The sequence below is a fragment of the Trichocoleus sp. FACHB-90 genome, assembly GCF_014695505.1.
GTDB classification, from domain to species: Bacteria; Cyanobacteriota; Cyanobacteriia; order Cyanobacteriales; family FACHB-T130; genus Funiculus; species Funiculus sociatus.
Genome location: NZ_JACJOK010000007.1, coordinates 32,071 through 50,607, shown reverse-complemented (window position 1 = coordinate 50,607; position 18,537 = coordinate 32,071). Strand labels below are relative to the sequence as shown.

General features: G+C 47.2%; 16 protein-coding genes. 3 read left to right on the top strand and 13 right to left on the bottom strand.

Annotated elements, in window-relative coordinates; genetic code table 11:
• Positions 1 to 63 precede the first annotated feature (63 nt).
• From H6F74_RS01435 to rimI, 9 genes are all read right to left on the bottom strand, one after another.
• Positions 64 to 993 carry a DUF4351 domain-containing protein gene (locus H6F74_RS01435; RefSeq protein ID WP_190435190.1) on the bottom strand — a complete coding sequence of 310 codons (930 nt, stop codon included), beginning with the start codon at positions 991 to 993 and terminating at the stop codon, positions 64 to 66.
• Positions 990 to 3,479, bottom strand: coding sequence for an ATP-dependent DNA helicase RecG (recG, locus tag H6F74_RS01430; RefSeq protein WP_190435186.1), 2,490 nt, complete (start codon positions 3,477 to 3,479; stop codon positions 990 to 992). The genes H6F74_RS01435 and recG overlap by 4 nt, the downstream gene beginning before the upstream one ends.
• Positions 3,480 to 3,502: 23 nt before the next feature.
• On the bottom strand, positions 3,503 to 4,282 hold the full coding sequence (locus H6F74_RS01425) for a hypothetical protein (protein WP_190435182.1): 780 nt from the start codon (positions 4,280 to 4,282) through the stop codon (positions 3,503 to 3,505).
• A gap of 223 nt (positions 4,283 to 4,505) precedes the next feature.
• A complete protein-coding gene (gene tsf / locus H6F74_RS01420) occupies positions 4,506 to 5,453 on the bottom strand; it encodes a translation elongation factor Ts (protein WP_190435179.1) in 948 nt (315 codons plus the stop codon).
• 43 nt (positions 5,454 to 5,496) lie between these two features.
• Positions 5,497 to 6,297: a 30S ribosomal protein S2 gene (rpsB, locus tag H6F74_RS01415; protein WP_190435176.1), complete on the bottom strand. Its 801-nt coding sequence runs from the start codon at positions 6,295 to 6,297 to the stop codon at positions 5,497 to 5,499.
• A 420-nt stretch (positions 6,298 to 6,717) separates the two neighbouring features.
• Positions 6,718 to 7,008 carry a DUF3288 family protein gene (locus H6F74_RS01410; protein WP_190435172.1) on the bottom strand — a complete coding sequence of 97 codons (291 nt, stop codon included), beginning with the start codon at positions 7,006 to 7,008 and terminating at the stop codon, positions 6,718 to 6,720.
• 35 nt (positions 7,009 to 7,043) lie between these two features.
• Positions 7,044 to 7,853, bottom strand: a complete 810-nt coding sequence (locus tag H6F74_RS01405) for an MOSC N-terminal beta barrel domain-containing protein (RefSeq protein ID WP_190435170.1) — start codon at positions 7,851 to 7,853, stop codon at positions 7,044 to 7,046.
• Positions 7,854 to 8,055: 202 nt separating this feature from the next.
• Positions 8,056 to 10,536 (bottom strand): ATP-dependent Clp protease ATP-binding subunit, encoded by a 2,481-nt coding sequence (locus H6F74_RS01400; RefSeq protein ID WP_190435165.1) that lies wholly within the window; start codon positions 10,534 to 10,536, stop codon positions 8,056 to 8,058.
• A gap of 192 nt (positions 10,537 to 10,728) precedes the next feature.
• Positions 10,729 to 11,340, bottom strand: a complete 612-nt coding sequence (gene rimI, locus H6F74_RS01395; protein ID WP_190435162.1) for a ribosomal protein S18-alanine N-acetyltransferase — start codon at positions 11,338 to 11,340, stop codon at positions 10,729 to 10,731.
• 68 nt (positions 11,341 to 11,408) lie between these two features.
• Here rimI and lysA point away from each other — a divergent pair, with 68 nt between their 5' ends.
• The 3 genes from lysA to H6F74_RS01380 all read left to right on the top strand — a co-directional run bounded on the left by lysA (position 11,409) and on the right by H6F74_RS01380 (position 15,028).
• Positions 11,409 to 12,875: a diaminopimelate decarboxylase gene (gene lysA, locus H6F74_RS01390; protein ID WP_190435159.1), complete on the top strand. Its 1,467-nt coding sequence runs from the start codon at positions 11,409 to 11,411 to the stop codon at positions 12,873 to 12,875.
• Positions 12,876 to 13,367: 492 nt separating this feature from the next.
• A complete protein-coding gene (cdaA, locus tag H6F74_RS01385) occupies positions 13,368 to 14,282 on the top strand; it encodes a diadenylate cyclase CdaA (RefSeq protein ID WP_190435156.1) in 915 nt (304 codons plus the stop codon).
• Positions 14,279 to 15,028: an isoprenyl transferase gene (locus H6F74_RS01380; protein ID WP_190435153.1), complete on the top strand. Its 750-nt coding sequence runs from the start codon at positions 14,279 to 14,281 to the stop codon at positions 15,026 to 15,028. The genes cdaA and H6F74_RS01380 overlap by 4 nt, the downstream gene beginning before the upstream one ends.
• Positions 15,029 to 15,110: 82 nt before the next feature.
• Here H6F74_RS01380 and H6F74_RS01375 read toward each other — a convergent pair whose 3' ends face one another.
• From H6F74_RS01375 to H6F74_RS01360, 4 genes are all read right to left on the bottom strand, one after another.
• Complete coding sequence (locus tag H6F74_RS01375) at positions 15,111 to 15,383, bottom strand: DUF3143 domain-containing protein (protein ID WP_190418703.1); 273 nt, start codon at positions 15,381 to 15,383, stop codon at positions 15,111 to 15,113.
• On the bottom strand, positions 15,380 to 15,964 hold the full coding sequence (locus H6F74_RS01370; RefSeq protein WP_190435150.1) for a J domain-containing protein: 585 nt from the start codon (positions 15,962 to 15,964) through the stop codon (positions 15,380 to 15,382). The genes H6F74_RS01375 and H6F74_RS01370 overlap by 4 nt, the downstream gene beginning before the upstream one ends.
• Before the next feature lie 158 nt (positions 15,965 to 16,122).
• Positions 16,123 to 16,635, bottom strand: coding sequence for a hypothetical protein (locus H6F74_RS01365; RefSeq protein WP_190435147.1), 513 nt, complete (start codon positions 16,633 to 16,635; stop codon positions 16,123 to 16,125).
• Between the two features lie 256 nt (positions 16,636 to 16,891).
• Positions 16,892 to 18,403, bottom strand: coding sequence for an O-antigen ligase family protein (locus tag H6F74_RS01360; protein WP_190435143.1), 1,512 nt, complete (start codon positions 18,401 to 18,403; stop codon positions 16,892 to 16,894).
• Positions 18,404 to 18,537 lie beyond the last annotated feature (134 nt).

Here is an 18,537-nt window from a genome sequence, read left to right as displayed (position 1 = left end):
ACAAGAGCGCGATCGCTTTAATATTGTAGAACGCGATCGCGTCAGCTACAGTTAAACCCAAAATTAACCCTTTGGGTGACTTTCCAACCAACTCACCAAATCTGCTGCATCCGAAAAGTCTAACAACACCTCCGCTAAATCTTCTAACTGGGGGAGAGACAACTGGCGAATTTGCTCTTGCAACTCAGGCGCAACTGTACCAATTCGACGGTTGAGTAGCCGCATAATTACTGCCAACTCTCCCTCGTGTCTACCTTGTTCCAACCCTTGTTCTATCCCTTTCTGCATCCAACTGGTGACGATTTCCATAACTACCTCAATTTCAACTGGTTCAAAGGAAGCAATCTCAGCCTGAAAAATTTCTTCTTCTGCTGTATTCAACTGGATATAAGTATCAACAAACCCAGAAATCATTTTCATCTGTGCTGGATTTAGTCGCAGAGTTGCCAGCAGGCGCAGACACTCTAATTTTACTTTAGGACGGTCTTCTGGCGCTATGTTCATTTTAGCCATCAGCGCACTGGCTACTGGATTTTGGTGTTGCAGAAAATCTCGCCAATTCAGGCGATTTAATTGAATCACCTGATAGTTAAACTCCAAAACCACTGTATCGGGAAATTCTACGCGGTGAAAGTTTGGCTGTGGAAGTTTCGGAGAGTTGTAAGAAAAGATAGCGATGGGATACACGGGTATGGCAAATTTTTCATACAACCGGGCGAAATAACGAAACATTCGCCGCCCAAAATCTGCTTGTGGTTGCGCTTGGTGTTCTAAGTGAATTAGAAAATATGATTCTTGTTGTCTGAATCTAGCCTTTACTAATAAATCAGCTTCATATTTTTCCCCAGCCGTGACATCAGTATATATTTCGTTTGGTTCAAAGCTGATTGAATTGGGTTCCAGATAAGCAACCATCTCTGGAAAGAATAACTCTAGAAATTCTGTAAAGAACTCGGTGAGTAGTTCTTTAAATAAACGGTCGTGGTCAATCATGTTAAAATCGCGCCACCCATTAAGCGCTGGTAGCGATAGTCTAACTCAGCTTTCATTAAAGGATGTTGCTCTAATTTTTTATCTTGCAATATCACCTTTTCAGCTGCATCCCGCGCTATATTTAAAACTTCTTGATCTTCCACTAAACTTGCCAAAGCTAAATCCTGCACCCCAGACTGGCGAGTACCTAACACTTGACCGGGGCCGCGTAACCGCATATCCATTTCAGCAATGAAAAAGCCGTCTTGGGATTGTTCCAACACGTTCAGCCGATAACGGGCATCTGCGGTTTTACTGCTGCTCATCAAGAGACAGTATGATTGGTAAGAACCCCGACCCACGCGACCCCGCAACTGGTGCAACTGAGACAAGCCGAAACGCTCCGCATTTTCAATTAGCATTACCGTAGCATTAGGCACATCCACGCCAACTTCAATTACGGTGGTGGAGACAATGATCTGAGTTTGGTTGTCGCGAAATAAGTTAATTGCCTCGTCTTTCTCGGCTGAAGTCATCCGACCGTGTAGCAAACCTACCTGAAACTGGGGGAAAATGCTCTCAGAAAGGCGCTGATGCTCCTCCACTGCTGAGCGCACGTCCAGCTTTTCTGATTCTTCAATTAGGGGTAAAACGATATACGCTTGCCGTCCCTGAGCGATTTCGCGGCGGATCAGGTCATAGGCGTTGGTGCGTTCCCTTCCGGTTAAAACTGTGGTGTGTATCGTCTGACGGCCGGGTGGTAGTTCGTCAATCTGACTGACATCTAAATCGCCATGCACTGTTAGCGCCAAGGTTCGGGGAATCGGCGTGGCTGTCATAGTTAATACATGGGGCTGTTCGCCTTTTTGCTGCAAAAGCGCCCGTTGTTCTACACCAAAACGGTGTTGTTCGTCAATTACTACTAAACCCAGCTTATGAAAATTAACTTTGTCTTGAATTAAAGCATGAGTACCTACTAATAGAGGTAATTCTCCTGTTTCTAATTGGGCGTGAATTTCCCGACGTTTGGCGGTTTTGGTGGAACCTGTCAGCAGTTCTACTGGTAAGTGTAGGAGGTTGAACCAACCGACTAATTTGCGGTAGTGCTGTTCTGCTAAAACTTCCGTGGGAGCCATCAACGCTGCTTGGTAGCCTGATTGAATGGCGGCGAGGATCGCAATTACTGCTACAACAGTTTTACCAGAACCGACATCCCCTTGTACTAAACGATTCATCGGGCTGGATGATTGCAAATCGTTGAGGATGTCGTTAAGAACTCGCTGCTGGGCGTTGGTTAGCTTAAAAGGCAAAACTTTGTGGAATTGCTCGATGAGTCTACCTCTGGGAGCTAAAATTGCACTTGCTTGCTTTTGACGTTGGGCTTGACGACGCATGAGGAAACCCAACTGAAGGTAGAAAAATTCATCAAAGACTAAGCGACGACGGGCGGCTTCCTTGGCGGCACTGTCGGGGGGAAAATGGATGTTAGCGATCGCTTCGGGTAACTTCATTAACCCATACCCATCTCGCAAAGCAGCAGGTAAAGGGTCTTTTAGCTGTTTAGCAGCAGGCAAAGCGGCAATTACCGCACTCCTCACCATATCAGCCGCCACACCCTCAGTAAGCGCATACACCGGCACTACCCGACCAATCGACATAGAATCAATCGTGTCTCCTGGGTGTGCCAAAACTTCCATTTGTGGTTCTTCCAGAGTAATGCCGTATTGACTCTTTTTCACCAAGCCAGATGCCGCCACGATTGTTCCCACCGGATACCGACTCTTTTGACCTTCCTGCCAGCCGCGATTGCTGTAGCGATTGCCCGCAAAAAAGCGGCTGAGGGTGATTTGGCCGGTTCTATCTTTCAGAACCACTTGGAAAATCGTTAATTTCTGGTTTTTCGGACTACTAAAGCACGTACAGCGCTTTACAGTTCCCACCACTGTCACCGTTTCGCCTGCTTCGAGTTCGCAGATATTCACTTGGCGGGCATAGTCAATGTGGTCGCGGGGGTAGTAGAAAAGGATATCCCGCACCGTCTGTAAACCCAGCTTGGCTAAATATCCGCTTTTTCTCACCCCCACATCCGGCAAATGCGAGAGCTGTTGGTCGAGAGATACGCCGCCTACATTAGACTGAACTAAGGGAGCGGTTAGCGGGGCTTTATAGTTGGGGTTTTCAATAGTATATTGTTCCCTATTTTCCCTTGTTTGTTCTTGGGTTTGTTTGTTGCTAGATTGCTGCATCTGGTGAAGAAACCGCCGAGTTTCTGCTACCAAATGTTGTCGTTCTTCAAGTGGGAAGTCAGGATAACGGGCAAATTTGTTTGCCATTTCTTGCCACCTGCGCCGTTCCATAGGTATCAAGGTAGCTGGAGGTTTGCCAAACTCCAAACACAAGAATTCACTGAAACGATATTGTTTTCCCATCAAGTCCGTGAAGCCCCGTTCTGCTTCCACCGCCAGGGCTTTTTGCAATCGCAACCAATCCGGTGATTCTGTTTCCATAGTTTCTCCTTAGTCCCTAATCCCTATTCTTCAAACCAACACGCACGCCAAGCGGCTTGAGCATCTGCAACGGTACGCTCACGCTGCTTTTTCTGAAATTCCCGGCGGAGTGTAGTGAACTGTGCGTTGAGGTTGCGAATTTGGTTGCGAAACGCCATTACAGTTGAGTCAGCAAACTCAATTTCCGATAACCGCAAATGAATTGCCACGATTGGTGTGACATTGGAGTTTTGGATAGTTGGAAATTCTGGCATTTCTATCTCATCATTGGCGATTTCGATTGCCAATTTTATGATATTGGGTCGTCCTCCCACTGGTTGACCTGATGGTTCTGTTTTGACGGCTGCTTCCAGAACCGCTGGCGGGAATTTGTTGGGTAAAATACCAGTTTCCTGTAATAGGCTATTGATGTCGCAAGAGACTGAGATCAAGGTTTCGCTAATGGCGCTTTCTAGCTGCTCTTGCCACTTAGCGATATCTTCCAGGTTTGTTGTCGGGACGCTGTTGGCTGCTGTCTCGATGGGGCGAGGTAGGTGCAACAACAGCTGTGTTTGAGCTTTACGTGCTAATTGCAGGAGGTTCTGCTGTAATTTTTGTCTTGCGTCAACAGGCAAGCTTAGGAACGCTTCTGGGTAAGCCTGGGTGCAAATATAATAAATAGCTTGGATTAACTGCTGGCGCATTGCTTGCCCCAACGCGGTCAGGTATTGGTTGTAGGTATTGTGGAATTCAGACGCGATCGCGTCGGTCGCTTCTTGCAGCACTGCCATATCCCACTCTATTTGCTCTACTGTTCTCGCCATAGCATCATCTAGACAGCTGCTTATCGGAACGTTATTTGCGTACAACTGTACTACTCTACTTTAGAATAACGGCTTATCGTCATTAGTCAATTGTCAATAGATTCAGGACTCAGGACTAATGATAAAAGACAGGTCAGCCATGTGAGGGGTTGACCTGTCTTTTCGACTCTTGATAGCAGCTACTACCTTTTAGAGCAGCATACAAGGGGAGCGATCGCGCTGATTATTTATTGCCGCCCATTTGAGCTGCAACTTCCTCAGCAAAATTGCTTTCTTGCTTTTCTAGCCCTTCGCCCAGGATATACCGGACAAAGTGACGCACTTCGATGTTTCCACCTAACTGGGTAACGTGCTGCTTCACCAAATCTTCCACCGCGATGCTTTGGTCGCGAATGTAAGGCTGATCCATCAAGGTCATCTCTTGCAGGCGCTTGTCAATTCGCCCTTGAACAATCTTTTCCTTGATGTTCTGCGGCTTATTCCCCAGGTCATCCCGCCCCATTTCAATTCCTTTTTCTCTCTCAACGACTTCGGCGGGGATGTCGCTGACTTTCACATATTCCACGTTGGGACAAGCAGCAATTTGCATGGCAACGTTCTGCACCAGAGTTTTGAATCCTTCACTGGCCGCAACCTCATCGCTTTGGCAGTTCACTTCCACCAAAACCCCAACTCGTCCCCCTGTGTGGATGTAGCTGCCTACTAGCCCGGAAGTTCCTTCATTCAGCACAAACCGCTCAAAGCGACGCACCTGAATGTTTTCACCCAACTGGCTGATGTTTTGCTTCACCAACTCTTCAACCGTAATATTTTGGTCGTGAATGTACGGCTGAGACATCAGCGAATTGACATCTGAAGCGTCCGCTGCTTGCATCGCAATGTTCTGCACCAGGGTTTTAAACGCTTCGTTGCGGGCAACAAAGTCGGTTTGGCAGTTAACTTCCGCCAAAACGCCAACTCTTCCCGCAGTGCCAATGTAGCTGCCGATCAACCCATCGGTGGCGGCGCGGGTTTCCATCTTCCCCGCCTTGATCATATTTTTCTGGCGCAGCCATTCAATGGCTTTGTCCATGTCACCGTCGGTTTCTTTGAGCGCTTTTTTGCAGTCCATCATGCCGACGCCTGTTTTTTGGCGCAGCTCTTGGACGACTTTTGCAGATATTTCCGCCATTGCTTGGTGTTCCTACTAAGATATTGATGTTTCCAACGCTGAATTACTCCTGGGTTTCCTCTTCCTCTTCATCTGGAATGGGTGAGTCGGTTTCCTCGTAATCGAGGTCGTCTTCAGCGCCTTCGTAATCTTCGTAATCGTCTTCTGCTTCTGCGTCTAGCTGACCGTGACGCCCTTCATAGATGGCATCCGCCAACTTACCCACTATTAGCTTAATTGACCGGATGGCATCATCATTGGCTGGGATGGGAATATCTACCACATCAGGATCGCAGTTTGTATCAAGGAGAGACACAATGGGAATCCCCAACTTCTGGCATTCCTGAACAGCGTTATATTCCCGACGCTGATCCACGATTACCACGATATCGGGAACTTTCCGCATCAGTTTGATGCCGCCCAGATACTTCTGCAATTTTGTCATTTCCCGACGCAGCATGGAAGCTTCTTTTTTGGGCAACAAGTCGAGGACTCCGGTTTCTTCCCGACGCTCCAAATCCTTCAGGCGCTCTACGCGGGTTTTAATCGTCGCCCAGTTGGTAAGCATTCCCCCTAACCAACGTTGGTTAATGTAATAGGAACCACAACGAGCAGCTTCTTGTGCCACAATACCCGCAGCTTGACGCTTGGTGCCAATGAAGAGAAACTTCTTGCCCTTCTCAGCTTCCGAACGCATATAGTTATAAGCATCTTCCATCAAATGTGCTGTCTGCACCAAGTCGATGATGTGGACACCATTGCGGGAAGTGTAGATATATGGAGACATTTTCGGGTTCCACCGTCGGGTCTGATGCCCAAAGTGAACTCCCGACTCCATCATTTGAGCCAAAGAGACGACTGACATATTTTTTTCTCCTTTCGGGTTAATCCTCCATCCAGACGTATTTCCTGCGGAAACACCCGAAACCCTGGATGTGCGAATTGAGACAACTCTTCTAGTGTATCATAAGTTAGGCTTAAATGCAGTTAAAAGTGTTGGGAGTTTTTAGCGAGAGATACTATAGCAAGCAACTCCTTTAGGAATCGTAAAATTTCCTATTTCCGAGACATGATATAGAACGTCTCTACTTGCCACAACCTATTTAGGACTTACGCACTAGGAACCAGGAAATCAATTTCCTGGCTGAAAGCCCAAGTCAGTTGAAACTGACTAAAAAACCCCGAACCAACCCATTTCAATGGGTTTGGGCTTTGAGCCGGAACTTTAGTTCACGGTAAGTGCGTAAGTCCTGCTATTAAAGGAATTGCTCTTATCTCGTACCAATCAACTCCAATCTTCTGTATCTTGTCGCTTAGCGCGACTTTTATAAGCAAGACCAAGAGAGTGAATTTGACGGGTTTTTTCATAGAGTTCTTCTTCGGTCAACTTCCACGCTTGAAGAACTTTATCCAGGTCTTGTTGGATATCTCTTGCGCCGGGAAAGCCGAAATAGCGAATGCGTAGCCTTGCAAGTTCTGCCAGGTTATAATCATTAATTTCCCCGTTTAAGAGGTTGTTAACAAGTGCGCGATCGCGACTGTACAGAGGATGCTGTTGGTCTTTTTCGTTACTCATAGGGAAAAAGGTAATTTTTTTTCCATTAGCTATTCTTAAATCTCAACTTCATCTCCTACCTGTAAAATTTTACCCGCTTCCGATTCTGGTATCTGCGTATTTAAGCTCAACCGAAAAAAGTGATTGAAGCGAGATAAATTTACGCCATCAGGCAAAGTTTCTTGGCGCTGACTCACGAAAATTTTTTGAAAGCTAGGATAAACTTCTCCCGTAAAGGTGTCTCGTATTGGCACCACACAACGCTGACAGGGATTCACCCCCATCATCTGCACATCTTTGACTTGAAACTGCATTCCTATACCAACTTCTGCAAACAGTCCATCCTCCCAAAATTGGGGAACGCCGCCAATTTCCAGATTAGCTCGAATGCGGCGACGCATCTCCTCTACAGGGGAAATCGCACCTTTTTTTAGTTCGGGAAACCAGGAAGCAACTGTTTCCAAGGTTGAAGTGCTAATTACCGTTGGGCCAGAAGCATCAGTATCATCTGGAAAGCCTAAAAGAGAGTTTTGCAGCAATTTTACCTTGAAGCCGAAATAGTTGCTCAACCAAGCTTCTAGTTCAGCACGTTCTCGTTCGAGGTGAAAAACTCCTCCCAGCTTAGTTCCCTGGACTTCTAAGCAGACGCGATTAATCGTGTCGCTACTAGCGTCAATATCAAATGATGTTCGTAGTAAATGAACTTTCGGGTTCCGCTTGCCATTGACAAACTTACCATGTTCGTCAACAATGGCAAACTCTCGGTCATGCTGTAATGCACCACTTTTGAGAACGGTTGCCTTAGTAACAGCAACACCGTCCAGCGATTTAATGGGATAAATCAGAATCCGGGTGAGGTAAGGCACGGGAGAATTAAGAGTTGTAGAGATGCGATGTATCACGTCTTGAGTTATGAGTTAGAAATTCCTAACTTTGGACATGATACAGGACTTTAATCAAAGCAAGCCACATATAAAAGAAGGTAGAGAAACCATCGTTTCTCTACCTTCTTTTTAGTTTTTAGCCAGCGTGAAAGCTATGAATCTTGAATTAATAACTCAAGAGCTTTTATTCTGCGGCTTGGGGTAACAGCTCTCGCTTTTCTCCTTGCAGCACTTTCACTTCCTTGGTGGTTTCATCGACATCAACAACCGCCGTGTCGCCATCGGAAATCCGACCGCTCAAGATTTCTTCGGCTAAGCTGTCCTCCAAGAGGCGCATGATGGCTCGGCGCAGTGGACGCGCACCGTAGCTGGGATTATACCCCTCCTCCACTAGGCGATCCTTGAAGCGTTCCGTAACTTCCAAGGTGATTCCCTGCTCCGCAAGTCGTCCCATCACCTCTTTGAGCATGATGTCGGAGATTTCCTTCACCTCGTCCTTCGTCAATTGGCGGAAGACGATGATCTCGTCGAGACGGTTCAGGAACTCTGGACGGAAGTATTGCTTCAGTTCCTCGTTCACCAGTGACCGAATCCGGGTGTATTGTGCCTCTGCTTCGTTTTCTTGAGTATCGAAGAAGCCTAAGCCTGTGCCACCTTTTTCTATCACCTTAGAACCGATGTTGGAGGTAAGAATCAGCAAGGTGTTCTTGAAGTCCACTGTGCGTCCCTTGGCATCAGTCAGGCGACCGTCTTCCAAGATTTGCAGCAGCATATTGAAGACATCTGGGTGTGCTTTCTCAATTTCGTCGAATAGCACCACGGTATATGGACGACGGCGCACTGCTTCGGTGAGCTGTCCGCCTTCGTTGTAACCGACATACCCTGGAGGCGAACCAATCAGTTTAGAAACTGTGTGTCGCTCCATGTATTCCGACATATCCAGGCGAATCATCGCTTCTTCTGATCCGAAGAAGTATGCTGCCAAAGATTTCGCTAATTCTGTCTTACCTACTCCGGTGGGGCCAGAGAAGACAAAGCTGGCAATCGGTCGGTTGGGATTCTTCAGTCCTACCCGTGCGCGACGAATGGCGCGAGATACCGCTTTGACAGCCTCTTCTTGACCGATGAGGCGGTTGTGTAGGGTATCTTCCATGTGCAGCAGTTTCTCGGATTCAGATTCTGTGAGTTTGTTCACAGGGACTCCTGTCCAAGAAGCTACAATTTGGGCGATGTCTTCTTCGGTGACGACGGGTGAGGCACTGTCATCGCGAGTGGTAGACTCGGTTTTCTTCGCGTTAGCGATCGCGCGGATTTCTGCTTTAATTTCCATTTCGCGATCGCGCAGTTCCCCGGCTCGGTCGAAGTCCTGACTCCGCACTGCGTCGTCTTTGTCTTTGAGAACTTGACGCAGTTCTTTATCTAGTTCCTTCGCGGCTGGTGGAAGCTGCGAGTTAATCAGGCGCACTCGCGAACCCGCTTCATCAATTAGGTCAATTGCTTTGTCTGGCAAGTAACGGTCGGAGATGTAACGGTCTGAAAGCTTAGCAGCAGCTTCCACCGCCTCATCAGAGATTTTCAGTTTGTGGTGTTGCTCGTAACGTTCGCGCAAACCATACAAAATTTCAATTGTTTCGGTAACTGTCGGCTCTCCTACCATTACTGGCTGGAATCTCCGCTCTAAGGCTGCATCCCGCTCAATGTGCTTGCGGTATTCATCCAGCGTCGTTGCGCCGATGCACTGCAATTCACCTCTTGCCAAGGCAGGTTTCAGAATGTTTGCTGCGTCGATGGCACCTTCTGCTGCACCCGCACCAATCAAGGTATGTACCTCGTCAATCACGAGAATTACATTCCCCGCCGAGCGGATTTCATCCATGATTTTCTTTAAGCGTTCTTCAAATTCACCCCGGTATTTGGTGCCTGCTACCAGCAAACCAATATCCAGAGTGACGACGCGCTTATCTTCCAGAATATCTGGGATATCGTTGTTGGCGATTCTTGAGGCCAAACCTTCTGCGATCGCAGTTTTCCCGACTCCTGGTTCCCCAATCAATACTGGGTTATTCTTCGTTCTGCGTCCCAGAATCTGAATTACCCGTTCAATTTCCTTTGCCCGACCAACTACTGGATCAAGCTTGCCCTCAGATGCCATTTGAGTTAGATTGGAGCCAAACTCATCTAAGGTTGGTGTCTTCGTGCGTCCGCCGGAAGTTGGTGCGCCGACTTCTGCCGTCTCTCCCAACATTCTAATTACTTGCGTCCGCACCTTCGAGAGGTCTACGCCTAAGTTTTCCAGAACTCTCGCCGCCACCCCTTCACCTTCCCGGATTAGACCCAGAAGCAGGTGTTCCGTTCCAATGTAGTTATGCCCTAGCTGACGAGCTTCTTCTAAAGATAACTCTAAAACGCGCTTGGCTCTGGGGGTGAACGGAATTTCTACCGCCACAAAGCCGGAACCGCGACCGATGATTTTTTCCACCTCTATCCTGGCATCTTTGAGGTTTACCCCCATTGATTTCAGGACTTTGGCGGCGACACCAGTACCTTCTCCAATTAGACCCAGGAGGATCTGCTCCGTACCCACGAAGTTATGTCCCAGGCGACGTGCTTCTTCCTGGGCCAACATGATTACTTTAATGGCTTTTTCTGTGAAGCGTTCAAACATGGCGGCTTGTTATTTCCCTGCTGCGTGCCTGTAACGTGATTCTAACATAGGGTTTTTGTGAGGCTGTTACCTTGCAGATAATCAGCAATCCCACAATTTATTTGTTACGGTTTCCCTATCTAATTAGTTGGGATTAGGGAAGTCTACTATCTAAGGTTAGAAACTTTAAATTTTTTAACCTTTAGAGGTAGGTTAAAATACTGAAAATGTAAAGCCAGATGCAGCGAGGCGATGGGAGGCGGTCAAGTACCAATCGCTTAAAGTCTGTTTAAATTCTGGTTTCTGAAGACCGCCGCGCCATAAAATTAGCGCATCTTCACCAGTATCTTTGTAATAATGCCGCCGTCTGCCTACTTCCTCAAAGCCAAACTTCTCGTAAAGAGAACGTGCTGCTTGATTAGAAGTTCTCACTTCTAGGGTTGCCCATTCTAGTCCGCGTTCCCAAGCACTTTTGAGTAAAGCGTAAAGCATCGCCTGACCCAATCCCAAGCCCCGGTACTCTGGATGAACCGCCAGAATTGTGATGTGCGCCTCCTCCAAAATTGCCCAGAGGCAACACAATCCTACTATAGTTTGAACGTTGTCAGGTGGGAAGGTAGGGTTGTTTGAACCTGACAACTCACAACTAGACAATTGCGCGATCGCTGATGATTCGCTGACCATGATCAGCAAGTCACTATTGGGACTTTCTAGCTCTCGCTTGTAACCATCTAGAGTCCACAGTTCACCAAAACAAAGTTTATCTAGCTCCACTACCGCACTTAGCTGGTCTGCTGTTAGTGGCTTAAGTTCTAAAAAATTCACAGTTAACAATTGTACACTAAAAAACAAGACGCACTCGATGCCTGTTAAGCAAGGACAAATATCAGATCATGTTATTGACACCAAATGTCGGGGTTCAGAATTCTGGACGTAAGTATCTACCGACTCCGACAGAAACTCAGGAAACTCCCTCGCCAAATCAGGAACTTTTGCCCCTGACATCTAAAGTCAACAGTCAGGATTGTCTGGAAATTGGCGGATGTGATGTAACGACACTTGTCCAGCAATTTGGTTCGCCACTTTATATTTTGGACGAAGAAACGCTGCGAACAGCTTGTCGTCAGTATCGGGATGGTTTGAAGCGTCATTATGCCGGGTCTTCTCAGGTGCTGTATGCTTCTAAAGCATGGAGTTGCCTAGCTGTTTGCGCGATCGCTCGTTCGGAAGGCTTGGGAATTGACGTAGTATCTGGGTGCGAACTCTACACCGCCCTAAAAGCTGGTGTCAGTCCCGACAAAATTTATTTCCACGGTAACAATAAATCGCTTGAAGAACTGACTCTGGCTGTAGAATCTGGCTGCACCATTGTCGTAGACAACTGGCTAGAATTGAAAACTGTCGCCGGGCTGAGAACCAAGCAAGAATCTTTTCCCCAGTCCCCAGTCCCCAGTCCCCAGTCCCCAGTCCCCAGCCCCCAGTCCCCAGCCCCAATCCGCATCATGCTGCGGTTTACTCCTGGGATCGAGTGTCACACTCACGAATATATTCGCACCGGACACCTGGACAGCAAATTTGGCTTCGATCCCAATCAACTAGAAGAAGTATTTGCTTTTATCACTCAGCAGCCAAACCTACACTGTATCGGTTTACACGCTCATATCGGTTCACAAATCTTTGAACTCCAACCCCATGAAGATTTAGCTGGTGTCATCGTGCAGTGGTTTGGGAAAGCTGCCAAGTTAGGTTTGCCAGTCACCGAGTTAAACATCGGCGGGGGCTTAGGAATTCGTTACACCGAATCCGACGATCCCCCCAGTATTGAGGACTGGGTAAAAACCGTCAGCGATGGGATTACCCAAGCGTGCCAAGCTCAACAAATACCTTTACCTAAGTTACTGTGTGAACCAGGGCGATCGCTAATTGGTTCCGCCTGCGTCACAGCTTACACCGTAGGTTCCACAAAAGTTGTTCCAGACATCCGCACCTACGTCTCCGTTGATGGCGGTATGTCTGACAATCCGCGTCCCATCACCTACCAATCAATTTATCGCACGGTAGTTGCCAACCGGATGTCAGAACCGATTACCCAAACAGTCACCCTTGCTGGTAAACACTGCGAATCTGGAGACATTCTAATTAAAGAAGCGGCTCTACCTAAAACTGAGCCTGGAGATATCTTGGTAGTCATGGATACAGGTGCCTACAATTACAGCATGGCATCTAATTACAATCGATTGCCTCGTCCGGCAGCAGTTTTAGTAGGTCAGGGAGAAGCCAACCTGATTCTACAGCGGGAAACCTACCAAGATTTAATTCGGCAGGATCGCGTACCTGACCGATTAGCTGTTGGGAATTGACTTTTAGGCAGTTTTCGGCTAATTGGGTAAACCTAATTAAACGTTTGGTGGGCTTTTGCCCACCAAATCTCCTGAAAACTATCTCGCTATTTTGGCCTCTCTCCGATTCCGGAGAGAGGCTTGGAAATTAGCCCCGCAGCCCTATTTCGGGAGGGGTTGCGGGTGAGGTCTGATTTTAGTTGACTCAAACGAGAAGCGTTATATATTCCGAAGCGATGCCGGACTGGGTAGAAAACAGCTATGTTTAGTTTAAATATGTTCACCTACTTAATCGCCCAAAAGCGCGTCACCTAAAATCGAACCTTAGAGCTAAAAAACTCAAGCAAGCAAAGGAAAAAATAAAAATAGCGATTAGCTTTTAGCTGATTGGCAGGATGTAACCGCAGTTACACTAGATTTAGACTCTGACAAATAACTAAAGTTGAGTAGCTATAATTGCCTTTTGCCTTTTAACCTATCGGTGCAAACTTCAGCAAATCCCATTAAAGTTCAATGAATTCGGGTCCTGGTCAAGACCCTGCCGGAACTTCTGCCTTGGTGCTTCAAAGCCTTGATATTGTATTAGTTCTAGTCCTCACGTATCTGGTACTCCTGTTTATTGGGGAGCGCCGCACGTTGTGGATGGTACGGGGTTTAATTGTCTTAATGTTGGCCTCAGCGGTGAGTAATCGACTGGGGCTAGTGCTTTTGAGTTTTGTGCTGGAAAAGTTGGTAGTTGGCTCGGCTGTGGCGATGGCTGTGATCTTCCAGTCAGAGTTTCGGCGCTTTCTGGAACAATTAGGCAGGGGAGAAATTGTGCAGTTGCTGCAACCTTCCCGCCGAGCAGTCCCCAAGGCTGATAGCGTGGTTGATGAAATTGTGGATGCCGTTAAAGAACTGTCTCAAAACCGTACTGGTGCCTTGATGATTCTGGAAACGAGTGGGACGATTGATGAGCGCGATTTTTCCGTTCAGGGTGTCAAGCTGGATGCTGAAGTTTCAAAAGAACTCTTGCAAACCATCTTTCAGACATCTACCCTATTGCACGACGGTGCAGTGTTTATCAGTGGTTCCCGTATTATGGCTGCTGGGGTGATTCTGCCCCTTTCTGAGCGCACGGCATCGCGCCAGCTGGGAACGCGACACCGGGCGGCAATGGGAATTACCGAGCGAGTCGAAAATTGCCTGTGTGTCGTTGTATCTGAAGAAACAGGCTCCATTTCCTTAGCGGAGCGGGGGAGCCTAAATCGTCCCCTCACCAGCAGTAAGCTGAAAGAACTGTTAGAAGCGCGTTTCTCGCCGTCAATCGAGGAGGGAGCCGTCGCCCCAAGTCTACGCAGTTTAGGACGCCAGATTAGCGATAAGGGAAAGGCACTGATTTTGCGCTTGCTCCGTCTTGTATCTCCGGCTTCTCGTGACAAGAAATGACTCCAAAACCAACTGTCTTACAAAATCTGCCTGCTGACCTGGATGAAACCCGCCTGCCAAAGCACGTAGCGGTAATTATGGATGGAAATGGGCGCTGGGCAAAGCGTCAGGGTCTACCCCGGATTATGGGTCATCGGCGGGGAGTCGATGCGCTTAAGGAATTGCTGCGCTGCTGTAAGGATTGGGGTATTCCAGCACTGACGGCTTATGCTTTTTCTACGGAAAATTGGGGGCGTCCGCTGGATGAAGTTGATTTTTTGATGACGCTGTTCGATCGGGTCTTGCGGCAAGAGCTGCGGGAGATGGTGCAGGAAAATGTGAAAATCAACTTTATGGGGAATCTGGGGGCATTACCGCGAGGCCTTCAAGCTGAGATTGAGCGCTCAATGACCGAAACCCAGCACAATCGCAGCATTCAATTTACGGTGGCAATGAATTATGGCGGTCGTGAGGAAATTTTGCAAGCTTGTCGAGCGATCGCTACCTCTGTGCAGCAAGGTTTGCTCCAGCCAGATCAAATTGATGAAGCTTTGTTTGAAAAGCATCTCTACACTTCCAATGTGGGCGATCCCGACTTATTAATCCGTACCAGTGGCGAAATGCGCGTCTCGAATTTCCTGCTGTGGCAAATGGCTTATGCGGAACTCTATATTACAGAGACGCTGTGGCCTGATTTTGACCGGACGGAGTTTCATCGGGCGTTGTGTGTCTATCAACAACGCGATCGCCGTTTTGGTAAGGTTTGAGGGGTCAAGCTGCTAAGTTTCAAGTTTCTCTGAGCTTGTTTTGCTAACTTTCAACTTTCTAACCTGGAAAGAAGCAAACTCTTTAAGGCCCAGAAAAAACGGCGTTTTCTACATCTTGGCGAGTGAGGGAGTATTTGAAAGAGCGCAGGATATCGCGCCCACCCTCACCCGCTTGCAGATAACGCACGGTTAGCTCTTCCACATCCAGTAACAATTCGGCTTTCCACGAAGGTCGAGCAATGTGCCAACAGTGTAGGTCTGCACGGTCTTGTTGACATCCTAGCCCTTGAAGCCACTGCTCGATCTCAGGGAGGGGATGGTTGTATAGGGGGGTATCAGCAGCGGGAAGAGTCATATGGATACTTGGATTTGGGATTTGGAATTTGGGATTTGTGGAGTCACCAGAAGGGATGCCATATATCCAGGTATAGGCTGTTGATTAATGGTTATCTGCTGCAACACTTGCGGCGGAATTTTCTGCCCGGAAACTTGGAAAGCGGTGTCTCCTCGTGTTAAACCAATAGCGATCGCTAACAGCAGGCATCCCAAAAATGTTACACCCAAGATGAACAAAGCAAAAATTTCCCCAGCAGATAGGGGGCGGTCAGTGGGATCGAGGTAAGCTGATGAGGAATAAGTTGGTTTGGGCTGTGACACTGGACGGTTTAAGTTTCCCGGAGCCTGAATCACGCTGATGCGGGAATAGCCAATTCTCATGTCGTAAGCCTGTCGCCGTTCTGGGTTGCTGAGGGTGGCGTAGGCTTCGTTGATCTGCTGGAACTTAGCTGTCGCCGTTTTAGCTGGCAAGTCTGTTGTATCGGGATGGTAGCGCTTGCTGAGTTCCCGATAAGCCCGGCGAATTTCGATTGCTGATGCTGAAGGATGCAGCCCCAGCAGGGCATAATGACTGGTTGCCAAGTTTGTTTGATATGGCATCCTTCGACTTTCATTGTTCGCAGTTGCCCTGTTATGAGTCACCGCAGCTCCACTCTGCCTGGTTACGAATAGGTTTCAATTATTCTAAGACACCTGTGCCTCGACTGCCCTCAGCATGAAGTAAAGAGTTAGGGGAGTGGGGATGCGATCGCAAGACATCAAGTATAATTTTTTCTGATTTTATTAATGGCTTTTTTCAGACCATCGGAATGAATCCAACCTACAAAACCGCCATAAATTATCTTCCCATTATTATCTGCCAAGAAGATATGCTCGACTCCTAGCGGGTTTTTCCAAGTTCTAACAACCGTTTTATCTCTAAGAGTAAATATAGGTCTAGATTTCTGAAAATCTCTTTCGTCAGCAAAAGTCATTCCCGGCACATTTTCTAAATCTTTTATAACTTCCTCTGTAACCTTACAAATAGAATTAGCTACTTTGGATTGTTGGGTTTTAATTTGATTTACTATTTCCATGCTAAATTTAGCTAGAGCAACGGCAATTAATCCTGTGATTCCAATAGCTGCTATACCTCCCATCATTCCACCGGAACCGCTAATAGTTGCTACTATTGCGATGGCAGCGCCACTCAAGCCTGTAGCAGCCATTGTGATAACGAATATTACTCCAAGCATCCCCAAAGTAGAAATTTTTTTAATTACTTCCTGCATTTTCTATAGCAATCCTATTTGAGCTGTGACTACCTTTTAAACGAACCGCACAGGCCTTCTAGGGGGCAAGAGAGAAGTTGATATATTTTGTTACTAAAAACTCCTCCCTATTTCTGAAAGGCGCAAGCCTCCCGGCTAACCTCATCCGCATAAAAGTGATATTAATCTAAAAATATTTAGTAATCAATCCGAAAAACTACTTGTATTTTCAGACCCAACTTCAAAATCTTAGTAATTACCACGCTTGCTAAAAAAGCTAATTCAAATGATAAGCGATCGCTTTCTTTTTATAAACGACTCCACAAATTGCTGCTAACAGCAACCAGCCCAAAGTATTCACTCGTAAATCAAAGAGGGTTACATCTACAGTGTTAAATAAAGTGCAGCAACCAAAAGCAACTAAATAACTAAAAATAATTAATTTATTTTGTGGTAAAGCGGTGAAGTGCATCTTTGCTAATAACAGGATACCTTGAGACATTACCCAACCGACTAATCCAAAAAATAAAATTGTTGCTGGGATGCCAGTTTCAGCAGTTAACATTAACAACAAACTGTGGGGATGTCCCAGCCAAATTTGCATTTTTGCCTCATAGAGAGGCGTAAAATTTCTTAACCCCCAACCAGTCCAGGGACGTTGCTGCGTCATCGACCAAGCAAACTTCCATTGGGTTGTTCGTAACAACGCTATTGGTCGGTCTGGATAACGGTGGTCGGTGAGTCGCTCCCAAAAGTAAGTTGGGACAATGATTCGCAGCCATTCTCGCACAGGTGAAGGGCCAAAAGCTGCCCAGAGGACGGTAGTAGCCACACCTGCGACTAGGGCAATTAGCCAACGCCAACCCTGATAGAGCGCAAAGGCGAGACAGCTGACGATAACAATTGCCCAAGCGTTGCGGGAGTTGGTTAAGATGAGAGCGATCGCATTCCCAATTACCGCCACACTCAAAAACACCCAGCGCAACCAATAAGAATCCCTTTTTTTACCCTCGTTAAGAGTCTCTGACTGGGAATGCACGTTTTGCAGGCTCCGTCTCCCCCAATTCCTAAGAAAGCTAAAGGATAAGTGAGGCTGGAGCCTCACGGTAGGCATTCCCAGCCGGAGACTGGGAACGAGAAACCTTCCCCCGCCTTCGGCTCCGGCTCCCCTCTCCGCAAGCGGAGAGGGGCTGGGGGTGAGGTGCTTTTGCCTTTTGGTTTCTTCAATCCACAGTCCCAGCGACAGAATGAAAACAATTTGCAAATACGCCGCTAGGATATTGGCATACATAAACACCGAAGCCATGCGTCCGGGGGGATTGCCTTTGGGTTCAAGCGCCCAACCCACGATACCTTGCAACTGCGCTGGAGTTGCCCAACCTAAAAATATCTGCCCGAAGCCTAGAATAACTACTGGTACTGAAGGAATAACCAGAATCCAAGCTAGTCGCCGCAACTGATTTGGTGTTTGGATCAGTTGACTGTAAGCGGCAAATAAGAGGAAAAACGGGAATAAATTAGCCAATCCCAGAAAAGCTTCAGCGCGATTAAAGGCAAAAGCAGCTGAAATAATCAAGATTACGCTCAAAAGAGCAAATCCCCAGTTCAGGGGGCGGCGGATAATTGGGCGATACTTTTGTTTCCAGGTGCCTACCAATGCCAAAAATATTCCCAAGGCACCCAGAATCGGAATGAAGGGAAAAATTAGTAACCCCAGCTGGGCATAGTTCCAAGATGCCTGCAAGCTGGGGTCAGGATGTTGGGAAGAAGGCAAAAGAATTTTCCTCATTTCTTTTTGCTTTTTCTTTTGCTGCCCCCTTTTTTAAGGAGGGTCGGCAGGGTAGTTTATTTATTAAAAGAAAATTTTTTAACGTTGATTTTGGTTGGAGGTAGGGGCATTGCCATGCCCCTACAAAATGTCGC

Coding starts and splice junctions, on each gene's coding strand:
- H6F74_RS01435 (WP_190435190.1), bottom strand. CDS start 993: ATGATTGACCACGACCGTTTATTTAAAGAACTACTCACCGAGTTCTTT.
- recG (WP_190435186.1), bottom strand. CDS start 3,479: ATGGAAACAGAATCACCGGATTGGTTGCGATTGCAAAAAGCCCTGGCG.
- H6F74_RS01425 (WP_190435182.1), bottom strand. CDS start 4,282: ATGGCGAGAACAGTAGAGCAAATAGAGTGGGATATGGCAGTGCTGCAA.
- tsf (WP_190435179.1), bottom strand. CDS start 5,453: ATGGCGGAAATATCTGCAAAAGTCGTCCAAGAGCTGCGCCAAAAAACA.
- rpsB (WP_190435176.1), bottom strand. CDS start 6,297: ATGTCAGTCGTCTCTTTGGCTCAAATGATGGAGTCGGGAGTTCACTTT.
- H6F74_RS01410 (WP_190435172.1), bottom strand. CDS start 7,008: ATGAGTAACGAAAAAGACCAACAGCATCCTCTGTACAGTCGCGATCGC.
- H6F74_RS01400 (WP_190435165.1), bottom strand. CDS start 10,536: ATGTTTGAACGCTTCACAGAAAAAGCCATTAAAGTAATCATGTTGGCC.
- lysA (WP_190435159.1), top strand. CDS start 11,409: ATGTTATTGACACCAAATGTCGGGGTTCAGAATTCTGGACGTAAGTAT.
- cdaA (WP_190435156.1), top strand. CDS start 13,368: ATGAATTCGGGTCCTGGTCAAGACCCTGCCGGAACTTCTGCCTTGGTG.
- H6F74_RS01380 (WP_190435153.1), top strand. CDS start 14,279: ATGACTCCAAAACCAACTGTCTTACAAAATCTGCCTGCTGACCTGGAT.
- H6F74_RS01375 (WP_190418703.1), bottom strand. CDS start 15,383: ATGACTCTTCCCGCTGCTGATACCCCCCTATACAACCATCCCCTCCCT.
- H6F74_RS01370 (WP_190435150.1), bottom strand. CDS start 15,964: ATGCCATATCAAACAAACTTGGCAACCAGTCATTATGCCCTGCTGGGG.
- H6F74_RS01365 (WP_190435147.1), bottom strand. CDS start 16,635: ATGCAGGAAGTAATTAAAAAAATTTCTACTTTGGGGATGCTTGGAGTA.
- H6F74_RS01360 (WP_190435143.1), bottom strand. CDS start 18,403: ATGAGGAAAATTCTTTTGCCTTCTTCCCAACATCCTGACCCCAGCTTG.